Consider the following 17314-nt stretch of genomic DNA (forward strand, 5'->3'; position numbering starts at 1 on the left):
CTACAACCGGTATGAACAACGCACAGCAGCAGAATACGCATGGCGGCCCTGACGCCTGCGGCGTTCCCTCACTCTTCCAGAGAAAAACCTGCTGGTGCGCCCTGACGGGAGTCGCTTTCCTGGCGATGCTGTGCATTGCGGCCTTCGTCATTTTTGAAGTAGTGGAGCTCCTGGGCTTTCTGGAACCGGTCCTCCTGCCCATCCTGATTGCCGCCGTCATCTCCTACCTGCTGGAACCGATCGTCTCCTGGCTGGTTCACCTTAAATTTTCCCGCCCCTGGGCCGTGGTCACGGTCATGTTCGCGGCGCTGGCCGTCATGGTGGGCTTCGGCGCCACTATCCTGCCCCCGCTGATCCGGCAGACGGATGAATTGATCGACAACCGGATGGAGCTCTGGGACAAGACCTCTGAGCTGATTGACTCCACCATTGAAATTCCCTTTATCTCCCGCACCATCGACAGCGTTTACAGCACCAGCCTGCGGGAGCTGGACGCGGGCCATTATTCCATGGCGGAACTCCATGACCTGAGAAACGCCAAAACCGCCCGGGAAAAACTGGGGGCGTACATGACCATCAATTCTTCCTTTTACCAGGACAAGCTCATGAGCTGGCTTACTTCCGGCGGGAGGGCCCTGTACAGCACCATAGGCATCATGGTGAGCATCCTGATCACCCCCATCTTTGCCTTCTACTTCCTGCTGGAGGCAGACAAGATCAGGGAGAAATGGCCCAGCATCCTGCCCCTGAAGGCCTCCAAATTCAGAAAGGACGTGGTGGACACCATGGAGGAAATCAACGGATACCTGATTTCCTTCTTCCGCGGCCAGATGCTGGTGAGCATCATTGAGGGTATCCTGATCGCCATCTGCCTGAAACTGCTTGGGCTTCCGTACGCCGTCACCATAGGCGCGGCGGTCTGCGTGCTGGGCATCGTGCCGTACCTGGGCATCATCACCGCCTTCATTCCCGCAGTGCTGCTGGCCTGGTTCACGTGGGGGGACTTCCAGCACGTGCTGATCGTTTCCGGCATTTTCCTGGCCGTCAACCAGTTTGACGGATGGATCATCCAGCCGAAGATCGTGGGGGATTCTGTGGAGCTCCACCCGCTTACGGTCATGTTTTCCGTGCTGATCTGGACGCTCATTCTGGGCGGCCTGATCGGCGCCCTGCTGGCCGTCCCCCTGACGGCCGCCATCAAGGTTCTCTACAAGCGGTACATCTGGCAGAACGCCAGCATGCGCCCCATGACGGACCCCCTGCCTCCCCCGGACGAGCCCCATGAAGCACCCCCGCCAGGTTCGGGAGAACCCACTCCCGGTTAAACCGCGGCATCCCGCCCTCCATTTCTCAAGCAAATACCATCCACACACACCTGACAACATGAACAAAACCGCATTACACCTGATGCTGGCCCTGGCGGCGGCAGCGGCCTGCCCGGCCGCCACCACGCCCAAGGTCAAGCCGCCCAAAGCCATCGTCATGATTTACGCTGACGACCTCGGCTACGGGGACGTAGGCTGTTATGGAGCCAAGGGGATTCCCACCCCTTCCATTGACAAGCTCGCCAAGCAGGGCGTCCGCTTCACGGATGCCTATTCCACCACCTCCGTCTGCACCCCCTCCCGCTATGCCCTGTTTACCGGGGAATATCCGTGGCGCAAGGAAGGCACGGGCATTCTGCCGGGGGACGCCGCCCTGATTATTGACACCAAGAAGCCCACACTGCCCAAGATGCTCCAGTCCCACGGCTACAAGACCTACATGGTAGGCAAGTGGCACCTGGGCCTGGGGGAAAAGGGAAAGAAGATTGACTGGAACAAGCACATCGCCCCCAGCCCGAACGAAATAGGCTTTGACGAAAGTTTCATCTTTGCCGCCACGGGCGACCGCGTTCCCTGCGTGATTCTGGAAAACGGCAACGTCCGCAACCTGGACCCGAACGACCCCATTGAAGTGTCCTACCAGCGCAACTTCCCGGGACTGCCCAACGGCAAGGATAACAAGGACCTGCTCAAGCTCATGTGGAGCCACGGCCACAACCAGGCCGTCATCAACGGCATCGGACGCATCGGCTTCATGAAGGGCGGCAAGAGCGCCCTGTGGAAGGACGAGGAAAACGCGGACGTGATCACGAAAAAGGCCATTGAATACATCCAGAAGAGCGCCAAGGCCAAGGAACCGTTCTTCCTGATGTTCGCCACGCATGACATCCACGTGCCCCGCTGCCCGGAAAAACGCTTTGTGGGCAAGAGCCAGCACGGCGTGCGCGGCGACGTGACCGTGGAACTGGACGACTGCGTCCAGCGCATCACGGAAGCCCTGCAAAAAGCCGGCCTGGAAAAGGACACCCTGGTGATCTTCTCCAGCGACAACGGCCCCGTGCTTGACGACGGCTACAAGGATTTTGCCGTGCGGGACAATGCCACCCACTCCCCCGCCGGACCCTTCCGCGCCGGCAAGTACAGCATTCTGGAAGGCGGTTCCCGCATCCCGTTCATCGTCAAATGGCCCGGAGTGGTCAAGCCCGGAACCACCAGCAAGGCCCTGTTCAACCAGATGGACCTGGCTGCCTCCCTGGAACAACTGCTGGAACCCGGCAAGGCCAACTCCTTCCGCGACTCTGAAAACGTGATGCCCGCCCTGCTGGGCAAATCCGCCAAGGGCCGCGACTACCACGTCATCAACAGCACCGGCAAGGCGCTGGCCATCCGCCACGGCAAGTGGAAGTTCATTCCCGCCGGCGTAGCCATCCGCGACGGGATTAGCGGACTGGGAGCAAAGATGAGCAAGTCCCCGGAAGGCGGCAGCCTGTTTGACCTGGAAAAGGACCCCAAGGAACTCAACAACGTGGCCGCCCAGCATCCGGACATTTGCGAACAGATGAAGGCCAAGCTCCAGGAAATCCGCCAAAGGCCGGAAACCAAGGCTGACCTGGTGGACCTGCTTCCCCTGGACGACTAACAACAGCCATTCAACCTGAATCATGAGAGAATCCGCCACATGCTCCCAGTGCGGGCACGGGTACACCTACCCGGCTGAACTGGATGCAAAAACCGGCATGCGCTGTGCGTCGTGCGGCGTTCTGATTCACGTTAAAACGGGGCTTCCCTTCGGGGAAGCCCCCTCTTCCCCCTCCGGGCAGGAGGAGGAAAACGCCATGAAGAAAACTCCTTCCCTCCCTCCCGTTAAAAGAAAACAGCCGTCCTCCCCCGGGCGGGACGCAGATGCCCGCGGAGCCAGGGAAGAAATCCTCAGGCAGCCCATGAACACGGCAACCGGCAGCCCCGTTCCCGCCGTATCCTGGCTGGCGTGGGGGCTGGCCCTGGTCGCGTTAATCCTGGCCTTTATCTTCCCCTCTTACGGGAACGACTCCACGGACCCGCTGTACATGCTCCAGTGGCTCCCCTCCATGATCTTCGGCTGCGCGGCGGCCATCCTTTTCATCCAGGGACTTGCGGCCATGCGCCGCTAACGGGAGCCGGACTTCCGGAGACTATGGGCGCAACTACGGAAAGGGACCGGGCGCAAGCCCGTAAAACAGACCGCCGGCATCCGTAAACGCCTTCCCGCAAAGCCGTGATTTTTAAGCTTGCCTGTCAAATTAGCAGGGTCTAATTTATGCTCCGTAACTTATGGAACGGGAGGCAGAGGCGCAGGAAAACAGGTGGAGAACCAGGCTGGACGCCGTCCTGATGCACAGGATATGGGGGACTCTTATCTTCCTGTGCATTGTTTACGTCATCTTCTTCCTGAGCTTTGCCATCGGGGACCCCCTGGTCAAACTGATCCAGACGGGCACGCAGATGTTCAGCATCTGGGCCAGCCGCATGCTGGAACCGTGGCCGCGCCTGCAATCCCTGCTGGGTGAAGGCGTGGTGGGCGGCGTAGGAGGCGTGCTGGCCTTCCTGCCGAATGTGGTTCTCCTCTTCGGGGCCATCACCGTGCTGGAAAACAGCGGATACATGATGCGCGTCTCCCGCCTCATGGGCCGCATCATGAAAATCATGGGGCTGAACGGCAGCAGCTTTGCCCCGCTCCTGCTGGGCTTCGGCTGTTCGGTTCCCGCCATCCTGTCCACCAGGAGGATTGGCGCGCGCAATGACCGGCTGGTCACCATCGCCGTACTGCCCATGATGAGCTGCGCAGGGCGCCTGCCCATCTACATGATGTTCGTCTCCGCCCTGTTTCCCTCCCGGTTGCAGGCTACCGTGCTGTTTGGCATTTACGCCAGCGGCGTTCTGCTGGCCCTCTGCTGCGCCCGGCTCCTGAAAAATACGTTTTTCAAAACCGTGCAGCGGGACTCCCCCCACCACATGAAACGCCTGCGCCTCCCCTCCCTCCGGAAGGTGGGCTATCTGATGTGGTCCCGGGCTTTTATGTACGTCCGGAAGGCGGGAACCTTCATCCTGGGGGCCTCCATTATCCTGTGGTTCCTGAATACCTATCCCAGGCCGGAGGAAGGCGCCGCGCCGACTGCCGCCGCGGCCATGGAGCAATCCTACGCCGGGCAGATAGGCCACTGGATGGAACCCGTCACGCAAGTGGCCGGATTTGACTGGAAAATCAATTCCGCGCTGCTGGGCGCCTTTGCCGCCAAGGAAATCTTCGTCACCCAGATGGGCATCCTCTTTGCCGTGCAGGACGGGGACTCCGGCCCCGCGGCCCAGCAGACGCTGAACGCCCGGCTCAAGGCCAGCTACACCCCGCTGCAAGGCATCAGCATCATGATGTTCTGCCTCATCGCCCTGCCCTGCATCGGCACCGTCACCGTCGCCAAGCGGGAGGCAGGCACCTGGTGGTTCGCGCTGGCCCAATTTGCAGGTCTGACGCTGCTGGGCTTTCTGACGGCTACGCTGGTGTACCAGGCGGGATTGCTGTTGTAGGGGAGGATTGCTTCCGGAGAAAGGAAAGTTGCCCCTTTCCCGGCACGCATGCGGCCATGGAAGATACCGGAACCTATCTGATGTTCCGGTATGAAGTACCCGCCCAGGCGCAGAGAAGGAATTCTCCTGCAAGGACCGGGAAACCGTGTTGCGGCTGGACGGAAAGGGAGGCTTGGAGCCCGCAGAGTGAATGAGCCTGAAAGGCGAATGAATCCAACCCTTTTCCTGCGGAGGGATTCTACAAGGGCTGGGAAGCCCCCGCTCCCGGCAGTACGGCCATCAAGGGACACAGTGAAAGGACTGTTTTCCCACAGTTTGAATGGAACACATCCAGCGGGGAATGAAGGCCTCCCGTCCTTCATGGAGCGCCGCAGGCTTCTGCGGCTCCGGAACAAAAACACGGACGGAGCCGCTCTTTTTTAACCACCGGATTTCTCCCTTTCCGGATTCTTCCCTCTCTGACTCCCGGTTTCCTCTCACCTGCCGCAACGGCTTGCGGCGGTCCATACGGTTCTTCCCCACAAAAAACCGGAGGGATGCCCCCCTCCGGTTTCCGGATACGGTTGGTAAAACCGGTTAAATGGTCTTGATGACGGAAGACTCGTCGTCCTCCCTGTCGTCGCCGGAGGCGGCTTTTTTGGTGGGAACGGGCGTCTTTTTAACCTTTTCCAGGGCTTTTTCCACCGCCGCAATTACCTTGTCTTCCCCAGTCTTTTCACTGGCAAGTTCATTGTAAACCTTTTCCTTGGCTTCATAATCAGCCTTGGCGGCAGCATCGTTCGGGTTGGCCTTGAATTTGTCTTCCGCCTTGAACAGGGCTTCCTCCGCGGCCTGGAACTTGGGTTCCACTTCATTCCTGTGGTCTTCCGCCGTCTGCTTGATGCGGCCCAGCAGGCGGATCACATAGGGGCGGTTGCTCAGCCTCTTGAAGGCGGACACCAGGAACTGGCGGCGTTCGCTCGTCTTGGCGTCCGCAATGAGGGGTTCAAACAGCTTGAGGGTGGCGTTGTCATCCCGGTCACGGTCCACGGAAAGCACACGGAGAATGGAATCATGGGCCTGGGAGCGCACGCGTTCATGCAGGGATTCATCCTTCCAGGCCTTGAAGAGGTACGGAACGGCGTCATCCGTGTTCCAGTCCCCCCAGGCGGTGACGATGGCCAGGGCCTTCTTGGGGTCTTCCTTGTAGCTCTTTTCCATCATGTCCAGCACCTTGGGGTCCCCGGTGCGGGCCAGCAGCTTGTAGAGAATCTTGACGTTTTCCTCCGGCATGTTCTTCTGGTACTGCAACAGCTTAGAAGACAGGGCCGTGCGCTTGGCAGGAGGAGCCTCGTCAATCAGGTAGCGGGCCGTGCGGAAGGCAGAAGAAATGAGGTCCGGAGAGGCATCCTTCTGCTGGAGAATCTTCATGATGTCGTCCAGGTCGTCCAGCTTCATCGCAAAGCGCATGTACTTGAGCACCACGGCCTGCTTGTCCTGAATTTTCTTGTTCTTGCTCTCGCTGATGGAAGCGTACAGGTCCTTCAGCAGGTCACGCATGGCGGGGCTGGAGGATTTGGCCAGCAGCGTCACCATCATGGAGTATTTTTCCTTGCTGTACTTGCCGACGTTTTTCTTCATGTCTTCCACTACCTGGCGGGCAATGTTGTCATCCATCTGGGCCATGATGGAAACCAGGTGGGCGGCTCCGGGCCAGTTTTCCCGGTTCCCCTTGACGCCCCTTATATTGGAGAGCAGCAGGGCGGCATCCTCCGCATTGGGCACGACTTTCACGTCCGGAACACGGCCAAGGTTTTTGGAATCAAACAGGCGGCTGCGGCCCAGCTTTCCGCCTTCCACCACCAGCGCGTTCAAGCGCGCGTTTTCCCCTTCCACCTGGTCTTTCTTGCTGTTGGTATGCCATGCGTAAATCCCCACGCCGCCGGCGGCAAGCACCAGAACGCATACCCCGTAAATCACGCCCCTCAGCAGGGATTTGGACTTATCCACGGAGGCGACCATTTCCCGGGCGGTTTCCGTTCCGGCAGGCGGCTGGATTCCGCCGGTGCCCGGCAGGGGAATGCTGCCGGTGGGGGAAGCAGCCGCGGCAGGAACGGGCTGGGAAGAGGCGGCAGACGCTACAGAAGGCGCAGGAACTGCGCCAAGGGGGGATTTCAGCACCTTCAGCCGGGGCACGGAGCTTTCATCCGGGGCAGCGGCAGGTGCTTCCTCCGCCTGGGCGGGAGCGGAAGCCGTCTTGAAAACTTTCAATTTGGGAACGGTGCCAGCGGCGGGCGCCGGGGCTGGTTCCGGAGCAGCGGGGGCCGGTTCCTGGGCGGCCGCGGGCGCCACGCCGGCGGCCTGCGCCAGAGCGGCGGCCTGAGCGTCCGCCAGGGCTTTCTGAGCCTCCGCTATTTTAGCCAGGGCATCCTGGATCTGGGCATCCACGGCGGGGTCCGCCATGGGCTTGGAAGCAGCTTCCTTCTGTTCCTGTTCCGCGGCAAGACGGGCCCTTTCCTCCTCCGCGGCCATGCGCGCCGCTTCCTTTTCCGCGGCGATCCGCGCGGCTTCCGCCGCCTCCTGCTCCGCTTTGATTCTGGCGGCTTCCTCCTCCGCAGCTATTCTGGCAGCCTCTTTTTCCGCGGCAATGCGGGCGGCCTCCTGTTCGGCGGCGGCCTTTTCCGCGGCAATCCTGTCCGCTTCCGCCTGCTCCGCGGCGCGGCGCGCGGCTTCTTCCTGTTCCTGAACCAGCTTGGCCTGCAATTCAGGAGTGAGGAAACGCGGTTTGGCAACTTCCACGCCCTCTGCGGCAGGGGAAGCAAACTTTACCTTGGACGCTGCGGGAGGGGCAGCCGTTACAAGACGCCTGCGTAATTTGGGAGCCTCTGGAGAAGACGGGGTTTCTGGCTGATCTGTCATGATGATAAAATGGCTGGAAGATTGGGGTGATTTTACATGATCTCCGCGGCCCTGCAATCTCAAAATCCCGGCTGACGAAGGGATGAGGAACGCCCGGAAGCCCTGATTTAACAAAGGTATTCCGGAAAAAGTCTTCATGCAGAGCGGGAAATGAAAAGGCGCTTAAACATCCGGTAAAGGGCCTTGCACAAATTATTAAACAATGCAATTTTTTAATGATAAAAAACGTGAATAAAAGATGAAACCATAACTGAACATCAAGAACATGTGACCGTTATTTAAACGGTCTTTTAAATCATGTCAAAATACACGCTCTTTTTTCTTGCTACCCCCCAGGTCTTTTATTAAACAAAGAACCACTCGTCAATTATCATGAATTCCAACGACAGCACCAAAAACAAGAGGCGTTATACGCCTGAAGAAAAACAATCCGTTCTTGATTTCATTGCTGAACGAAAAACCCAGAACAAAAGGGGCGCCCAGAAAGAAGCCGCAGAACGCTACGGCATCAGCACGGTGACCATCTCCAGCTGGATGAAGGCCACCAAGGCCAAGCGCGGCCGCAAGCCCGGCACCAAAAACACAGCCGCCCCCAAAGCGCAGCCCCTTGCTGCGGCCCAGCCCGCGGACCTGCGCCGCCTGGCCGCCGTGCTGGAAGAAATAGCTGACCTTGAAGCCCAGACAGCCAAGCTTGACACCCTCCGCGCCGAAGCAGAGGAACTCAAAAACAGGCTGACGGCCAAGCAAGCCTGATTATAGGTCTCCATTCCTTTTCCCGATAACCGGCTTTTCTTAACGGGAAGCCGGTTATTCTCTTTCCGGAGATCACACTTGCCCCTCCGGAATAATTCCTTTAATATTTGCGCCCGTGACTCAACCCGCCCACATTGCTCCCGCGAGCCAGTCCGTGGAAGGCATGTATGCCGACTACTTTCTGGATTACGCCTCGTACGTCATCCTGGAACGGGCCGTGCCAAAGATCAATGACGGGTTCAAACCTGTGCAGCGCCGCATCCTGCACGCCATGGACCGGCTGGATGACGGGCGCTATAATAAAGTGGCGAATATCGTGGGCGACACGATGAAGTTCCACCCGCACGGCGACCGCTCCATTGCGGACGCGCTGGTGGGGCTGGGACAGAAAGGACTGCTTATCGACACGCAGGGGAACTGGGGCAACATCCTGACGGGAGACCCCGCGGCCGCCTCCCGGTACATTGAAGCGCGCTTCACCCCCTTTGCCCACGATGTGGTTTTCAGCCCCAAGGTCACGGAATGGCAGCTTTCCTATGACGGCAGGAACAAGGAACCGGTTAGCCTTCCCGTCAAATTCCCCCTCCTTCTCGCCCAGGGGGCGGAAGGTATTGCGGTGGGTCTTTCCAGCAAAATTCTTCCCCACAATTTCAATGAGCTGATTGACGCTTCCATCGCCCATCTGCGCGGGCAGCCCTTCCAGCTTCTGCCGGACTTCCCCACCGGAGGCGTCATGGACGCCACCAATTACCGGGACGGGGAACGCGGCACGGGCCGCGTGCGCATCCGGGCGCGCATCATCACGGAATCCAAAAAGCTCCTCCGCATCACGGAAATACCGTTCGGGGTCACTACGGAAATACTGATTGACTCCATCGTCTCCGCCGCGGAGAAGGGAAAAATTAAAATTGCCCGCATTGAGGACAATACGGCCCAGCACGCGGACATCCTGGTGCACCTGCCCGCCGGAGCGGACCCGGAGCAGACCAGGAAGGCGCTGTTCGCCTTCTCCGCCTGCGAGGTCAGCATCTCCCCGAACGCCTGCGTCATTGTGGAGGAAAAGCCCAGGTTCATGTGCGTGAGCGACATCCTGCGCTACAACACGGACTCCACCCGGGAAATCCTGCGCCAGGAGCAGGAAATGCGCCTCAAGGAACTCAACGAGGCCTGGCACCAGGCAAGCCTGGAAAAGATCTTCATTGAAAACCGCATCTACCTTTCCATTGAAGACTCCGAGACATGGGAGGAAGTGCTGGGCACCATTGACCGGGAATTGCAGCCCTTTGCCGCCTCACTGCGCGGCCCCATCACCAGGGACGACCTGGTGCGGCTCACGGAAATCAAGATCAAGCGCATCTCCAAGTTTGACGCGTTCAAGGCGGACCAGCACATCCGGCAGCTTGAGGCGGACATTGAACAGACGCAGAAGAACCTCAGCCAGCTTACCAAGTTCACCATCCGCTGGTTTGAGTCCCTGCGCAAGAAATACGGCGCGGCCTATCCCCGGAAAACGGAAATCTCCTCCTTCGGCTCCGTGGACCGGGCCCAGGTGGCCGTGGCCAATGAAACGCTGTACATTGATGAAGAAGGCTTCGCCGGCTATGGCGTCAAGAAGGGGAACCCCGTCTGCAAGTGCTCCACGCTGGACGACGTGCTGGTCATCGACAGCACGGGGATACTCAAGATCGTGCGCATCCAGGACAAATTCTTTGCCGGTAAAAACCCCCTTTATATTTCCGTAATCAAGAAGGATGACGATCCCGTCTTCAATCTGATCTACCGGGACGGCAGGGACGGCCCGGTGTACGCCAAACGCTTCCACATAGGCGGCTTCACCCGGGACAAGGAATACCCTCTTACGCTGGGAACCAAGGGAACGCGCATCTTCCACTTCTCCGTGCATGAAACGGAGGAAAACAGCGCCCAGATCAGCGTGAACGTGTACCTGAAGGCCGTACTGAAACTCCGTAACCTGGTCAGACCGTTCCACTTCTCGGAACTAAGGATCAAAAACCGTGGCGCGCAGGGCAACATCATCACCAAGCATCCGGTGGAACGCGTCTCCCGCATCATGCCTCCGGCCAAATCCGGGGATGAGGAAGCGGATGAAGAATCCCCCGCCCCCGGAGCAGCACAGGCGGAAAGCACGCCCGCGCCGGACACGGAAACGCCGCAGGCCTCCCCGGCTCCGGACCAGGAAGAGCCCCCCTCCGGCCCCACGCTGGAACAGGGCTCCCTGTTTGAATCCTGAAGCATTTAAAATGGGGCGCGCTCAACGTGCCACCCCATTTTCGGCTTGCCACAACGGCCCATCTCCGATAGATATGGGCCACCTCATTTACCACGCCGCTTTAGCTCAGTGGTAGAGCACCCGCCTTGTAAGCGGACGGTCGTCAGTTCAAATCTGACAAGCGGCTCCATCAATAAGCCCCTCAAGTTTAACGCTTGAGGGGCTTGCTTTTTCTTGCATGGCAACATACAGCCATACGTCAATGTGGAAAATGTTGTGTTGAGGCCCCAGGAATGGCATGAGATGGACATGCGCCAGTATCTCGAGCTTGCGTCCAGGGGGCAACACGAATTTGTCCTATACGCAGGTTATGGGAAACTGTATCTGTAATTGTGCGTTGTTCATATTATTGTCTATCTATCAGCTAATTGCAGAGCTCCATGGCTCTGTCTCCGTACTTACCTGACAATCAGTACCCATGGCCTCTATGACTTCGTAACAAGGTCCCCCTCCAAAGACCACCCGGTTGAAATTCCTAGCCCGTGTAAAGCATATCTTACTGAAATCCGTCCATCCCAGGTCCCCGCCAAACACATCAACATGCAAGATATTCAGTCCCGATACCTCGTAAAAATCCAATTTAGGGACTTCTGCCAGCTTGCACACACGGCTACCTACCACCAGCCAGACTCCACCTTGGCTCTCATCTTGGCAATACACCAGTCCACGACACTTTTCAGCATACCCGGTAAGGCCGGGGACACTCGCCATCACCGTCATCAAACGGTAAGCCGCGACAACCTTGTCGTAATAAATCACCCGCACCCTTACGGACGCATTACCGGATACTACTGCTTCGATTGTCACATCCACCACAGATGCGTTAACACCGCCATACCCTGTCGGAGCAATCGTAAACTCATCCATGTTGGACGCGTCCCGGCAATAAGCAAATCTATTGAGGTTCTCTCCATGCGTAGACCATGTAAACTTAACCTTTCCATAAATCCCCGTAGACGCATTGGTTAGCAACAATGTTCCCAAAGGTAAGTAAAACCCGGAACAATCATTATAATTACCCCAAGATGAGCCCGAAAGATAGGTTGAAAATCCAATATCGGCAGTGCAATATCCTCCCTTGGGCACCTTCACAGCAACACCCTGTCCCTCGGTAGGCCAATCTATCAGTTCCCCATCTCCGTAAACGGCATTACCTGAACGGTTAACCAACACGTCATGCTGCCAAATATCGCTCAACCCCATTAATCCCGCCGCCCAGTAAGTATTGAGGGCGGTAGTGTTGGACAAGGATGTGAGAGCAGACAGCGGGATATTGACCCCGCCGTTAGCATTGATGCAGGTTGTGGCGTCGACTGCACCCCTGAGATGCACCGCTCCATTTGCAAGCAACGACGCTCTACCTCCGCCGTTAATCCTGATTACTCCGTCCTCTACCCACAAGTCATTACGGAGCACAGCCCCTCCCCTTAACTCCACCTGTCCATAGCACCATGTGCGTCCATGGATATAATTTGTGTCAAGGGGATCAGTGGAATAATTATGGACATTGAATATCCCATTGATCGTGGCGGTAGGTGCCGCCAAACCGCCGGTCAGAGTCATATTGCCCTCTTCATCCGTCAGCTTGTCCTGCTTGCCGTTCCATGTTTCACGCTCTTTCTCTGTTATGTGGGCCACGGCATCATTCGTGTGTGCGTCAAACACAGATGTGTCGGCTTTTGTAGAAAGAGCGGAAGCATCGGCTTTAGCGTTCCACGCGGTGCGCTCATCCTCCGTCACATGTACAGTTCCATTTTCCGTATGCTCCTTCAATTCATTCAGAGAGGGTATGAAAGTGCCGTTGATAGAAGTAATTTTATTCATGATTGTTATTATTTGTCGCGAAGTGGCTGAACAACGCCGCTGCCGCCCCGTCCACCATCGTGAACTCCGAATCATCCTGACTGATGAAAAACCTGCGCCCTCCCCGGCATTGACTGCTTCTACGGTCAACGCAACCGCATCCCTGGATTCCGGGAATACTTCCCCTTCCTCCGGGTGTGGGTTGACGATGACTTGTTTCAGCCGCGCCCAGACTTGAAGCGCTTTCCATTCGTCGGATAAAACGGCAATGCATGATGCCACTTCATTGAAAGTTTCTTCATTTTCCTGGTAAATATCATCCTGTGTGAAACGTCGGGACTTAATGAAGCCGTTCTTATCCACGAATAGGAGCATGAATTGTCGGCTGCGCGGGACGAGGGATGCAGGAATCTTTTTCCTTCATCCCCGGACTCCCGGCGGAATACCCCCATGCCCGGGGAACCAGGCGCTAAAAAAGCCCCCCGGCCCGAAGGCCGAGAGGCGAAGTATCCTAACGTAAAGTTCATTAACAGTTACATCATTTCCGGCAGGACGCAAGGCTTAATCTTCCTCCCCGGGTCAAATAATTCCCCCGCACGGAAAAAATCACTTAATGCCCTGGACTCTCACACCGTGAAAATCCGTGAGAAATTTCCCGCATCCTTTCCATGGAAAAACAGACAGGCGGGATGTCCGGGAACGGATGCAGCGCATCATTCCATGTACTCCCCCTCTCCCTGTTTTCAAACCTCCTCCCCTTCGCCGGAAAACGGAATCAATCCACGCCATTCACGGGTTCCTGCAAATTTCCGGCGTGGTGATTTTTACCGCCCATGATTCCAATCTCCTGCCGAGGGGAACGGAATGAGAACCGCAAGGGAAAGCACCGGATACGGTCCGGAACAGACGCATGCCCCCTGCTTCCGGCGAAGCCGACTTGTCCGCGCCCGGACGCCGGGGACAGCAACGGACCCGCCAGAAAGCCGTTTCCCCTCTTGAACATGCACTGGTTGCAGTTCCAAGAGATACCATCCACCATTGGATCAATGAATGCTATAGAACAAAGCATGGCTAAGACTATTCTTCGCTTTGAAGATGCCCGCGTAACCGGATCGGACTCCCTGCGCGTTTCCCCCCTCCCTGCCGCCGACAAGGGCGGCAAATGGGAGATTTGCGGCATTTGCGACGGCATTGAACCCGCCGTATTCAGCCGCCTGAAAGACCTGCTTGACGCCGGGGACCGGGAAGAAGCCTGGGAAGGATGCCTGCAATACGTGCTGGACAACACCTCCGCCGTACGCTCCTGGATGGGCTCTGACGCCCATCCAGCCACGGAATTCATCCTGCGGGACCATTACTTCAATTCCGGCAGCAGGAATACCGGAAAAATCCTTCAACGCGCCCTTAACGACTACGGGGCCTCCCTCACGGTAGACGGCATTCCCGGAAAACAGACCCGGCAGACATTGCAGGCCGTTCTTGCCCGGTCCGGAGAGGCGGAATTCATCGCCAGCCTCAACGAGCAGCGCAAGGCGTTTTACCGTTCCTGCAAGCAGTTCCCCGTCTTCGGAAAGGGATGGCTGAACCGCAGTGAAGCCGCCTACCAGTTCGCCCGCTCCCTGGTCTAGGAGAACTTCCCAAGAAAAAGCGTCCATGCGGGGAATACGCATGGACGCTTTTGTTTTATCCACATGGCGGGGAAACCGTCTTCCCCTCCGCAGACGCCGCCAGCAGGCGGCAGAACCGGGCGGAAGACAGCTTCGCCAGGCGGCCGTCCCCGCGCTTGCCATGCTGGGTCAGAATCCACGGCAGGGAGAGAATCTCCCGTTCATAGGAGAGCAGATTCCGCACCTCCCCGGCCAGAAAATGGAGGTGCCAGGCGTCACACCGTTCCGGCCTGAACCGGCAGCGGACGTCAACAATCCGGGGAAAGGGGGCGAGGGAGTCCACCCGGCGCGCCATCAGGACAAGTTCCGGAGTAAGGACGCATATGTCCTGATGGCGTCCGTCTTCTTCCATCTCCTCCGCCCTCCTGCCCGCGGCCAGGTAGTAGCGGGCGGCGGCTGATAAAGCGTTCATTCCATGCTCCTTTCCTACGGAACCGGAATCACTTGTTCTTCCGGATTCTCTGAATAACGGGCGGCATGTCCGCTTCCGGCTGAACCTGGGAGTAGGAGAGGCGGCCCGGCTCCAGCACCAGGCAGGAACCATCCTTGCAGATTTCCGTCCGCTGCGCCGTCACGTCAACGGTATGCCCGCAGCCGCCCAGCAGGGAGGCCGCCGCATAAACCGCTCCCGCCAGGACCACCCACAGGAGGCGTTCCCACCATTTCAGGCCGGTTCTGGTTTTGCTTTTCTCATAGGCATCCTTCATGCCCTGCTTCCCCGCCTCCAGGGCGGCCTTCTTCTGTTCTTCCGTCAGGTTGAGTTTCATCGGACAACAGGGGTGGAGGGTTGGTGGGGAAAGCCCCCCACGCCGTTAAACTGGTAATTACTGTTCATCTTGTTCATTTGTTGGTTCATTGTCCTGGGAGGGCCTGCGCACAGAACCTTTCAGGGCAAGCCCATCTTTGAACCGCCCGCAGGGGGCGCGGCAACACGCCTGACGCGTCCATGGGAAAGGAAAACGAAGCCGGCCGCCCCTGAACCACCGGAAAGGAAGCTCAAGAGGCACGTTTTGAGAACCGTCTTCCGGACACGGAACACCGCCGCACGCACCGCACCGCCAACCGGGCGGGAGGGCGGGAATTTCCGCTTCAGATAACAAATACCCTGTTGAAAACGGAGCAGGTTCATGCTAGTTTCTTCTCTGCTATGGCAAAACCGGCTCTGGGGAAAGGCTTTGACGCCCTTATCAATCAAAATCTGTCTCGTGAATCCTTGGCGGCTCCCCAGGCGGGAGACGTTGTGCATCAATTATCCCACGCTTCCATCATCCCCAGTTCCCTCCAGCCCCGCGCCATCTTTACTCCGGAACAACTGGCGGAACTGGTGGATTCCATCAAGGAACACGGCATCATCCAGCCGCTGATCGTCCGGAAAACGGAGAGCGGCAAGTATGAACTGATCGCCGGGGAAAGGCGCTGGCGCGCGTCCGGCATCCTGGGCCTTTCCACCGTGCCCGCCATCATCCGGGAAGCTTCCGACAAGGATGTACTGGAACTGGCGCTGATTGAAAACCTCCAGCGTGAAAACCTCAGCCCGCTGGAAGAGGCCTCCGGCTACATGCGCCTGAAAACGGAATTCCGCATGAAGCAGGGGGACATTGCCAAGCGCGTGGGCAAATCCCGCGCCTCCGTAGCCAACAGCATGCGCCTGCTTGACCTGCCCCAGGCGGTTCAGGACATGCTGGGGAACGCCTTCATCAGCGTGGGACACGCCAAAGTCCTGCTTTCCCTCAGGAACGGGGACCAGCAGATCCAGCTCGGGCGCGACATCGTCAACAAGGGGTACACCGTCCGCCAGACGGAAAAGGCCATCCAGAAGATTCTCAACCCTCCGGAACCTGCCCCGGCCAGAAAGCCTTCCTCCCCGCAGTACAAGAAGATTTCCAGCGTGCTCGCCAAACAGTTCGGCACGCCCGTCAACATCTCCGGACAGGGGTCCAAGGGCTCCATTGAGATTACCTTTTCCAGCAAGGCGGATTTTATCCGCATCCTTGAACTCCTGGGACAGGATGAATGGTCTGATTCCAAGTAAAAACCTTCCACCCCGTTTCTCTTCCATGACGCTCCGCCTCGGACTTATTCTGCTCACGGCCCTGCTGACGCAGTGCGGAAAACCCGTGGAAACGCCCCCTGCGGATGCGGAAACCATTCCCGCCCAGCTTCAGGAAACGGACCATTTCAACGGCGGGAACGCCATGTTCCATGCCGCCCGGATAACGGAGATGGGAGACAGGAGCGCCGGCTCCCCCGGCTACCGTAGCCAATTGGAGTACCTGAAAGGGGAATTGGCCAGACACGGCTGGACGTGCCGGGAACAATCCTTTGAGGAGGAAACGCCCAAGGGCCGCATCCGGTTCACTAACTTGCGGGCGCGCTTTGGCGCGGAACCGGATTTCCGGGCCCCCGTGCAGGGTTTGCTGACCTGCCATATTGATACCAAGCCGGACATCCCCGGGTTCACGGGAGCCAATGACGGAGCTTCCGGTGCCGCAGCCATCCTGGAGACGGCCCGCATCCTGTCCGGGGAGCCCGCCCGCGCCAGGGAAATGGAACTGGTGTTTTTTGACGGAGAAGAAAGCTTTGCCAAGCACATGGACAATGAGGACGGCCTGTACGGCTCCAAGCATTACGCCGCCGCCCTTCAGCCGCCGCTGCCCCGGTGGCAGCTCAACCTGGACATGGTGGGGCGCCAGGGGAAAAAGATACGCATTCCGGCCATGACGCCCCAATCCATGTACCAGGTTTATTCCCGCGCCATCCGTGAACTGGGCTATTCACCGGAGGAATGGGGGGTATCCGGCTACGCCATTCTGGATGACCACGTCCCCTTCATGGAGCGCGGCATGGACACCCTGAACCTCATTGACGATTTTGAGGACGGCAACTGGTGGCACACGTCCAAGGATAACATGGGCATTCTGGGAGAAAAATCTTTCAGAAACACAGGAGAAATGACCCTGCATATCCTCCGCCAGCTGCTGCCCGGCCCGCCTTCCACCTGACCAGCAGGCCTGAAT

General features: G+C 58.2%; 13 protein-coding genes and 1 tRNA gene. 10 read left to right on the forward strand and 4 right to left on the reverse strand.

Annotated features, from left to right (window positions below; all coding sequences use genetic code 11):
* Positions 1-11 precede the first annotated feature (11 nt).
* The 4 genes from ABGM91_RS00695 to ABGM91_RS00710 all read left to right on the forward strand — a co-directional run bounded on the left by ABGM91_RS00695 (position 12) and on the right by ABGM91_RS00710 (position 4886).
* Entirely contained in the window at positions 12-1325 is a 1314-nt protein-coding gene (locus ABGM91_RS00695) for an AI-2E family transporter (protein ID WP_354832938.1), read from the forward strand.
* Positions 1326-1383: 58 nt separating this feature from the next.
* The gene (locus ABGM91_RS00700; RefSeq protein WP_354832940.1) at positions 1384-2964 is read left to right on the forward strand and encodes an arylsulfatase; all 1581 of its coding nucleotides are present in this window, start codon (positions 1384-1386) and stop codon (positions 2962-2964) included.
* Positions 2965-2986: 22 nt separating this feature from the next.
* Positions 2987-3475 (forward strand): hypothetical protein, encoded by a 489-nt coding sequence (locus tag ABGM91_RS00705; RefSeq protein ID WP_290566755.1) that lies wholly within the window; start codon positions 2987-2989, stop codon positions 3473-3475.
* 160 nt (positions 3476-3635) lie between these two features.
* Positions 3636-4886, forward strand: coding sequence for a ferrous iron transporter B (locus tag ABGM91_RS00710; protein WP_290566754.1), 1251 nt, complete (start codon positions 3636-3638; stop codon positions 4884-4886).
* A 576-nt stretch (positions 4887-5462) separates the two neighbouring features.
* On the opposite strand, the gene ABGM91_RS00715 is transcribed toward ABGM91_RS00710, so the two are convergent.
* Positions 5463-7784, reverse strand: coding sequence for a hypothetical protein (locus tag ABGM91_RS00715; RefSeq protein ID WP_354832943.1), 2322 nt, complete (start codon positions 7782-7784; stop codon positions 5463-5465).
* A 372-nt stretch (positions 7785-8156) separates the two neighbouring features.
* Between ABGM91_RS00715 and ABGM91_RS00720 the strand changes: the two genes are divergently transcribed.
* The 3 genes from ABGM91_RS00720 (at position 8157) to ABGM91_RS00730 (ending at position 10957) form a co-directional block, all read left to right on the forward strand.
* A complete protein-coding gene (locus ABGM91_RS00720; RefSeq protein WP_290566752.1) occupies positions 8157-8537 on the forward strand; it encodes a hypothetical protein in 381 nt (126 codons plus the stop codon).
* 115 nt (positions 8538-8652) lie between these two features.
* Positions 8653-10788, forward strand: coding sequence for a DNA gyrase/topoisomerase IV subunit A (locus ABGM91_RS00725; RefSeq protein ID WP_354832945.1), 2136 nt, complete (start codon positions 8653-8655; stop codon positions 10786-10788).
* 94 nt (positions 10789-10882) lie between these two features.
* A tRNA-Thr gene (locus ABGM91_RS00730) sits at positions 10883-10957 on the forward strand.
* A gap of 230 nt (positions 10958-11187) precedes the next feature.
* On the opposite strand, the gene ABGM91_RS00735 is transcribed toward ABGM91_RS00730, so the two are convergent.
* The gene (locus ABGM91_RS00735; RefSeq protein WP_354832947.1) at positions 11188-12993 is read right to left on the reverse strand and encodes a hypothetical protein; all 1806 of its coding nucleotides are present in this window, start codon (positions 12991-12993) and stop codon (positions 11188-11190) included.
* 704 nt (positions 12994-13697) lie between these two features.
* Here ABGM91_RS00735 and ABGM91_RS00740 point away from each other — a divergent pair.
* A complete protein-coding gene (locus ABGM91_RS00740) occupies positions 13698-14258 on the forward strand; it encodes a putative peptidoglycan-binding domain-containing protein (protein ID WP_354832949.1) in 561 nt (186 codons plus the stop codon).
* 55 nt (positions 14259-14313) lie between these two features.
* Here the strand turns inward: ABGM91_RS00740 and ABGM91_RS00745 are convergent, their stop codons facing one another.
* Together ABGM91_RS00745 and ABGM91_RS00750 are read right to left on the reverse strand one after the other, a co-directional pair.
* On the reverse strand, positions 14314-14709 hold the full coding sequence (locus ABGM91_RS00745; RefSeq protein ID WP_354832951.1) for a hypothetical protein: 396 nt from the start codon (positions 14707-14709) through the stop codon (positions 14314-14316).
* A gap of 28 nt (positions 14710-14737) precedes the next feature.
* Positions 14738-15064, reverse strand: coding sequence for a hypothetical protein (locus ABGM91_RS00750; RefSeq protein WP_354832953.1), 327 nt, complete (start codon positions 15062-15064; stop codon positions 14738-14740).
* 380 nt (positions 15065-15444) lie between these two features.
* Here ABGM91_RS00750 and ABGM91_RS00755 point away from each other — a divergent pair, with 380 nt between their 5' ends.
* Positions 15445-16329 (forward strand): ParB/RepB/Spo0J family partition protein, encoded by an 885-nt coding sequence (locus ABGM91_RS00755; protein WP_215429042.1) that lies wholly within the window; start codon positions 15445-15447, stop codon positions 16327-16329.
* Positions 16330-16354: 25 nt separating this feature from the next.
* A complete protein-coding gene (locus ABGM91_RS00760; protein WP_354832955.1) occupies positions 16355-17299 on the forward strand; it encodes a M28 family peptidase in 945 nt (314 codons plus the stop codon).
* The last annotated feature ends 15 nt before the right edge of the window (positions 17300-17314 follow it).

Source organism: Akkermansia muciniphila, from assembly GCF_040616545.1.
Taxonomy (GTDB): domain Bacteria; phylum Verrucomicrobiota; class Verrucomicrobiia; order Verrucomicrobiales; family Akkermansiaceae; genus Akkermansia; species Akkermansia muciniphila_E.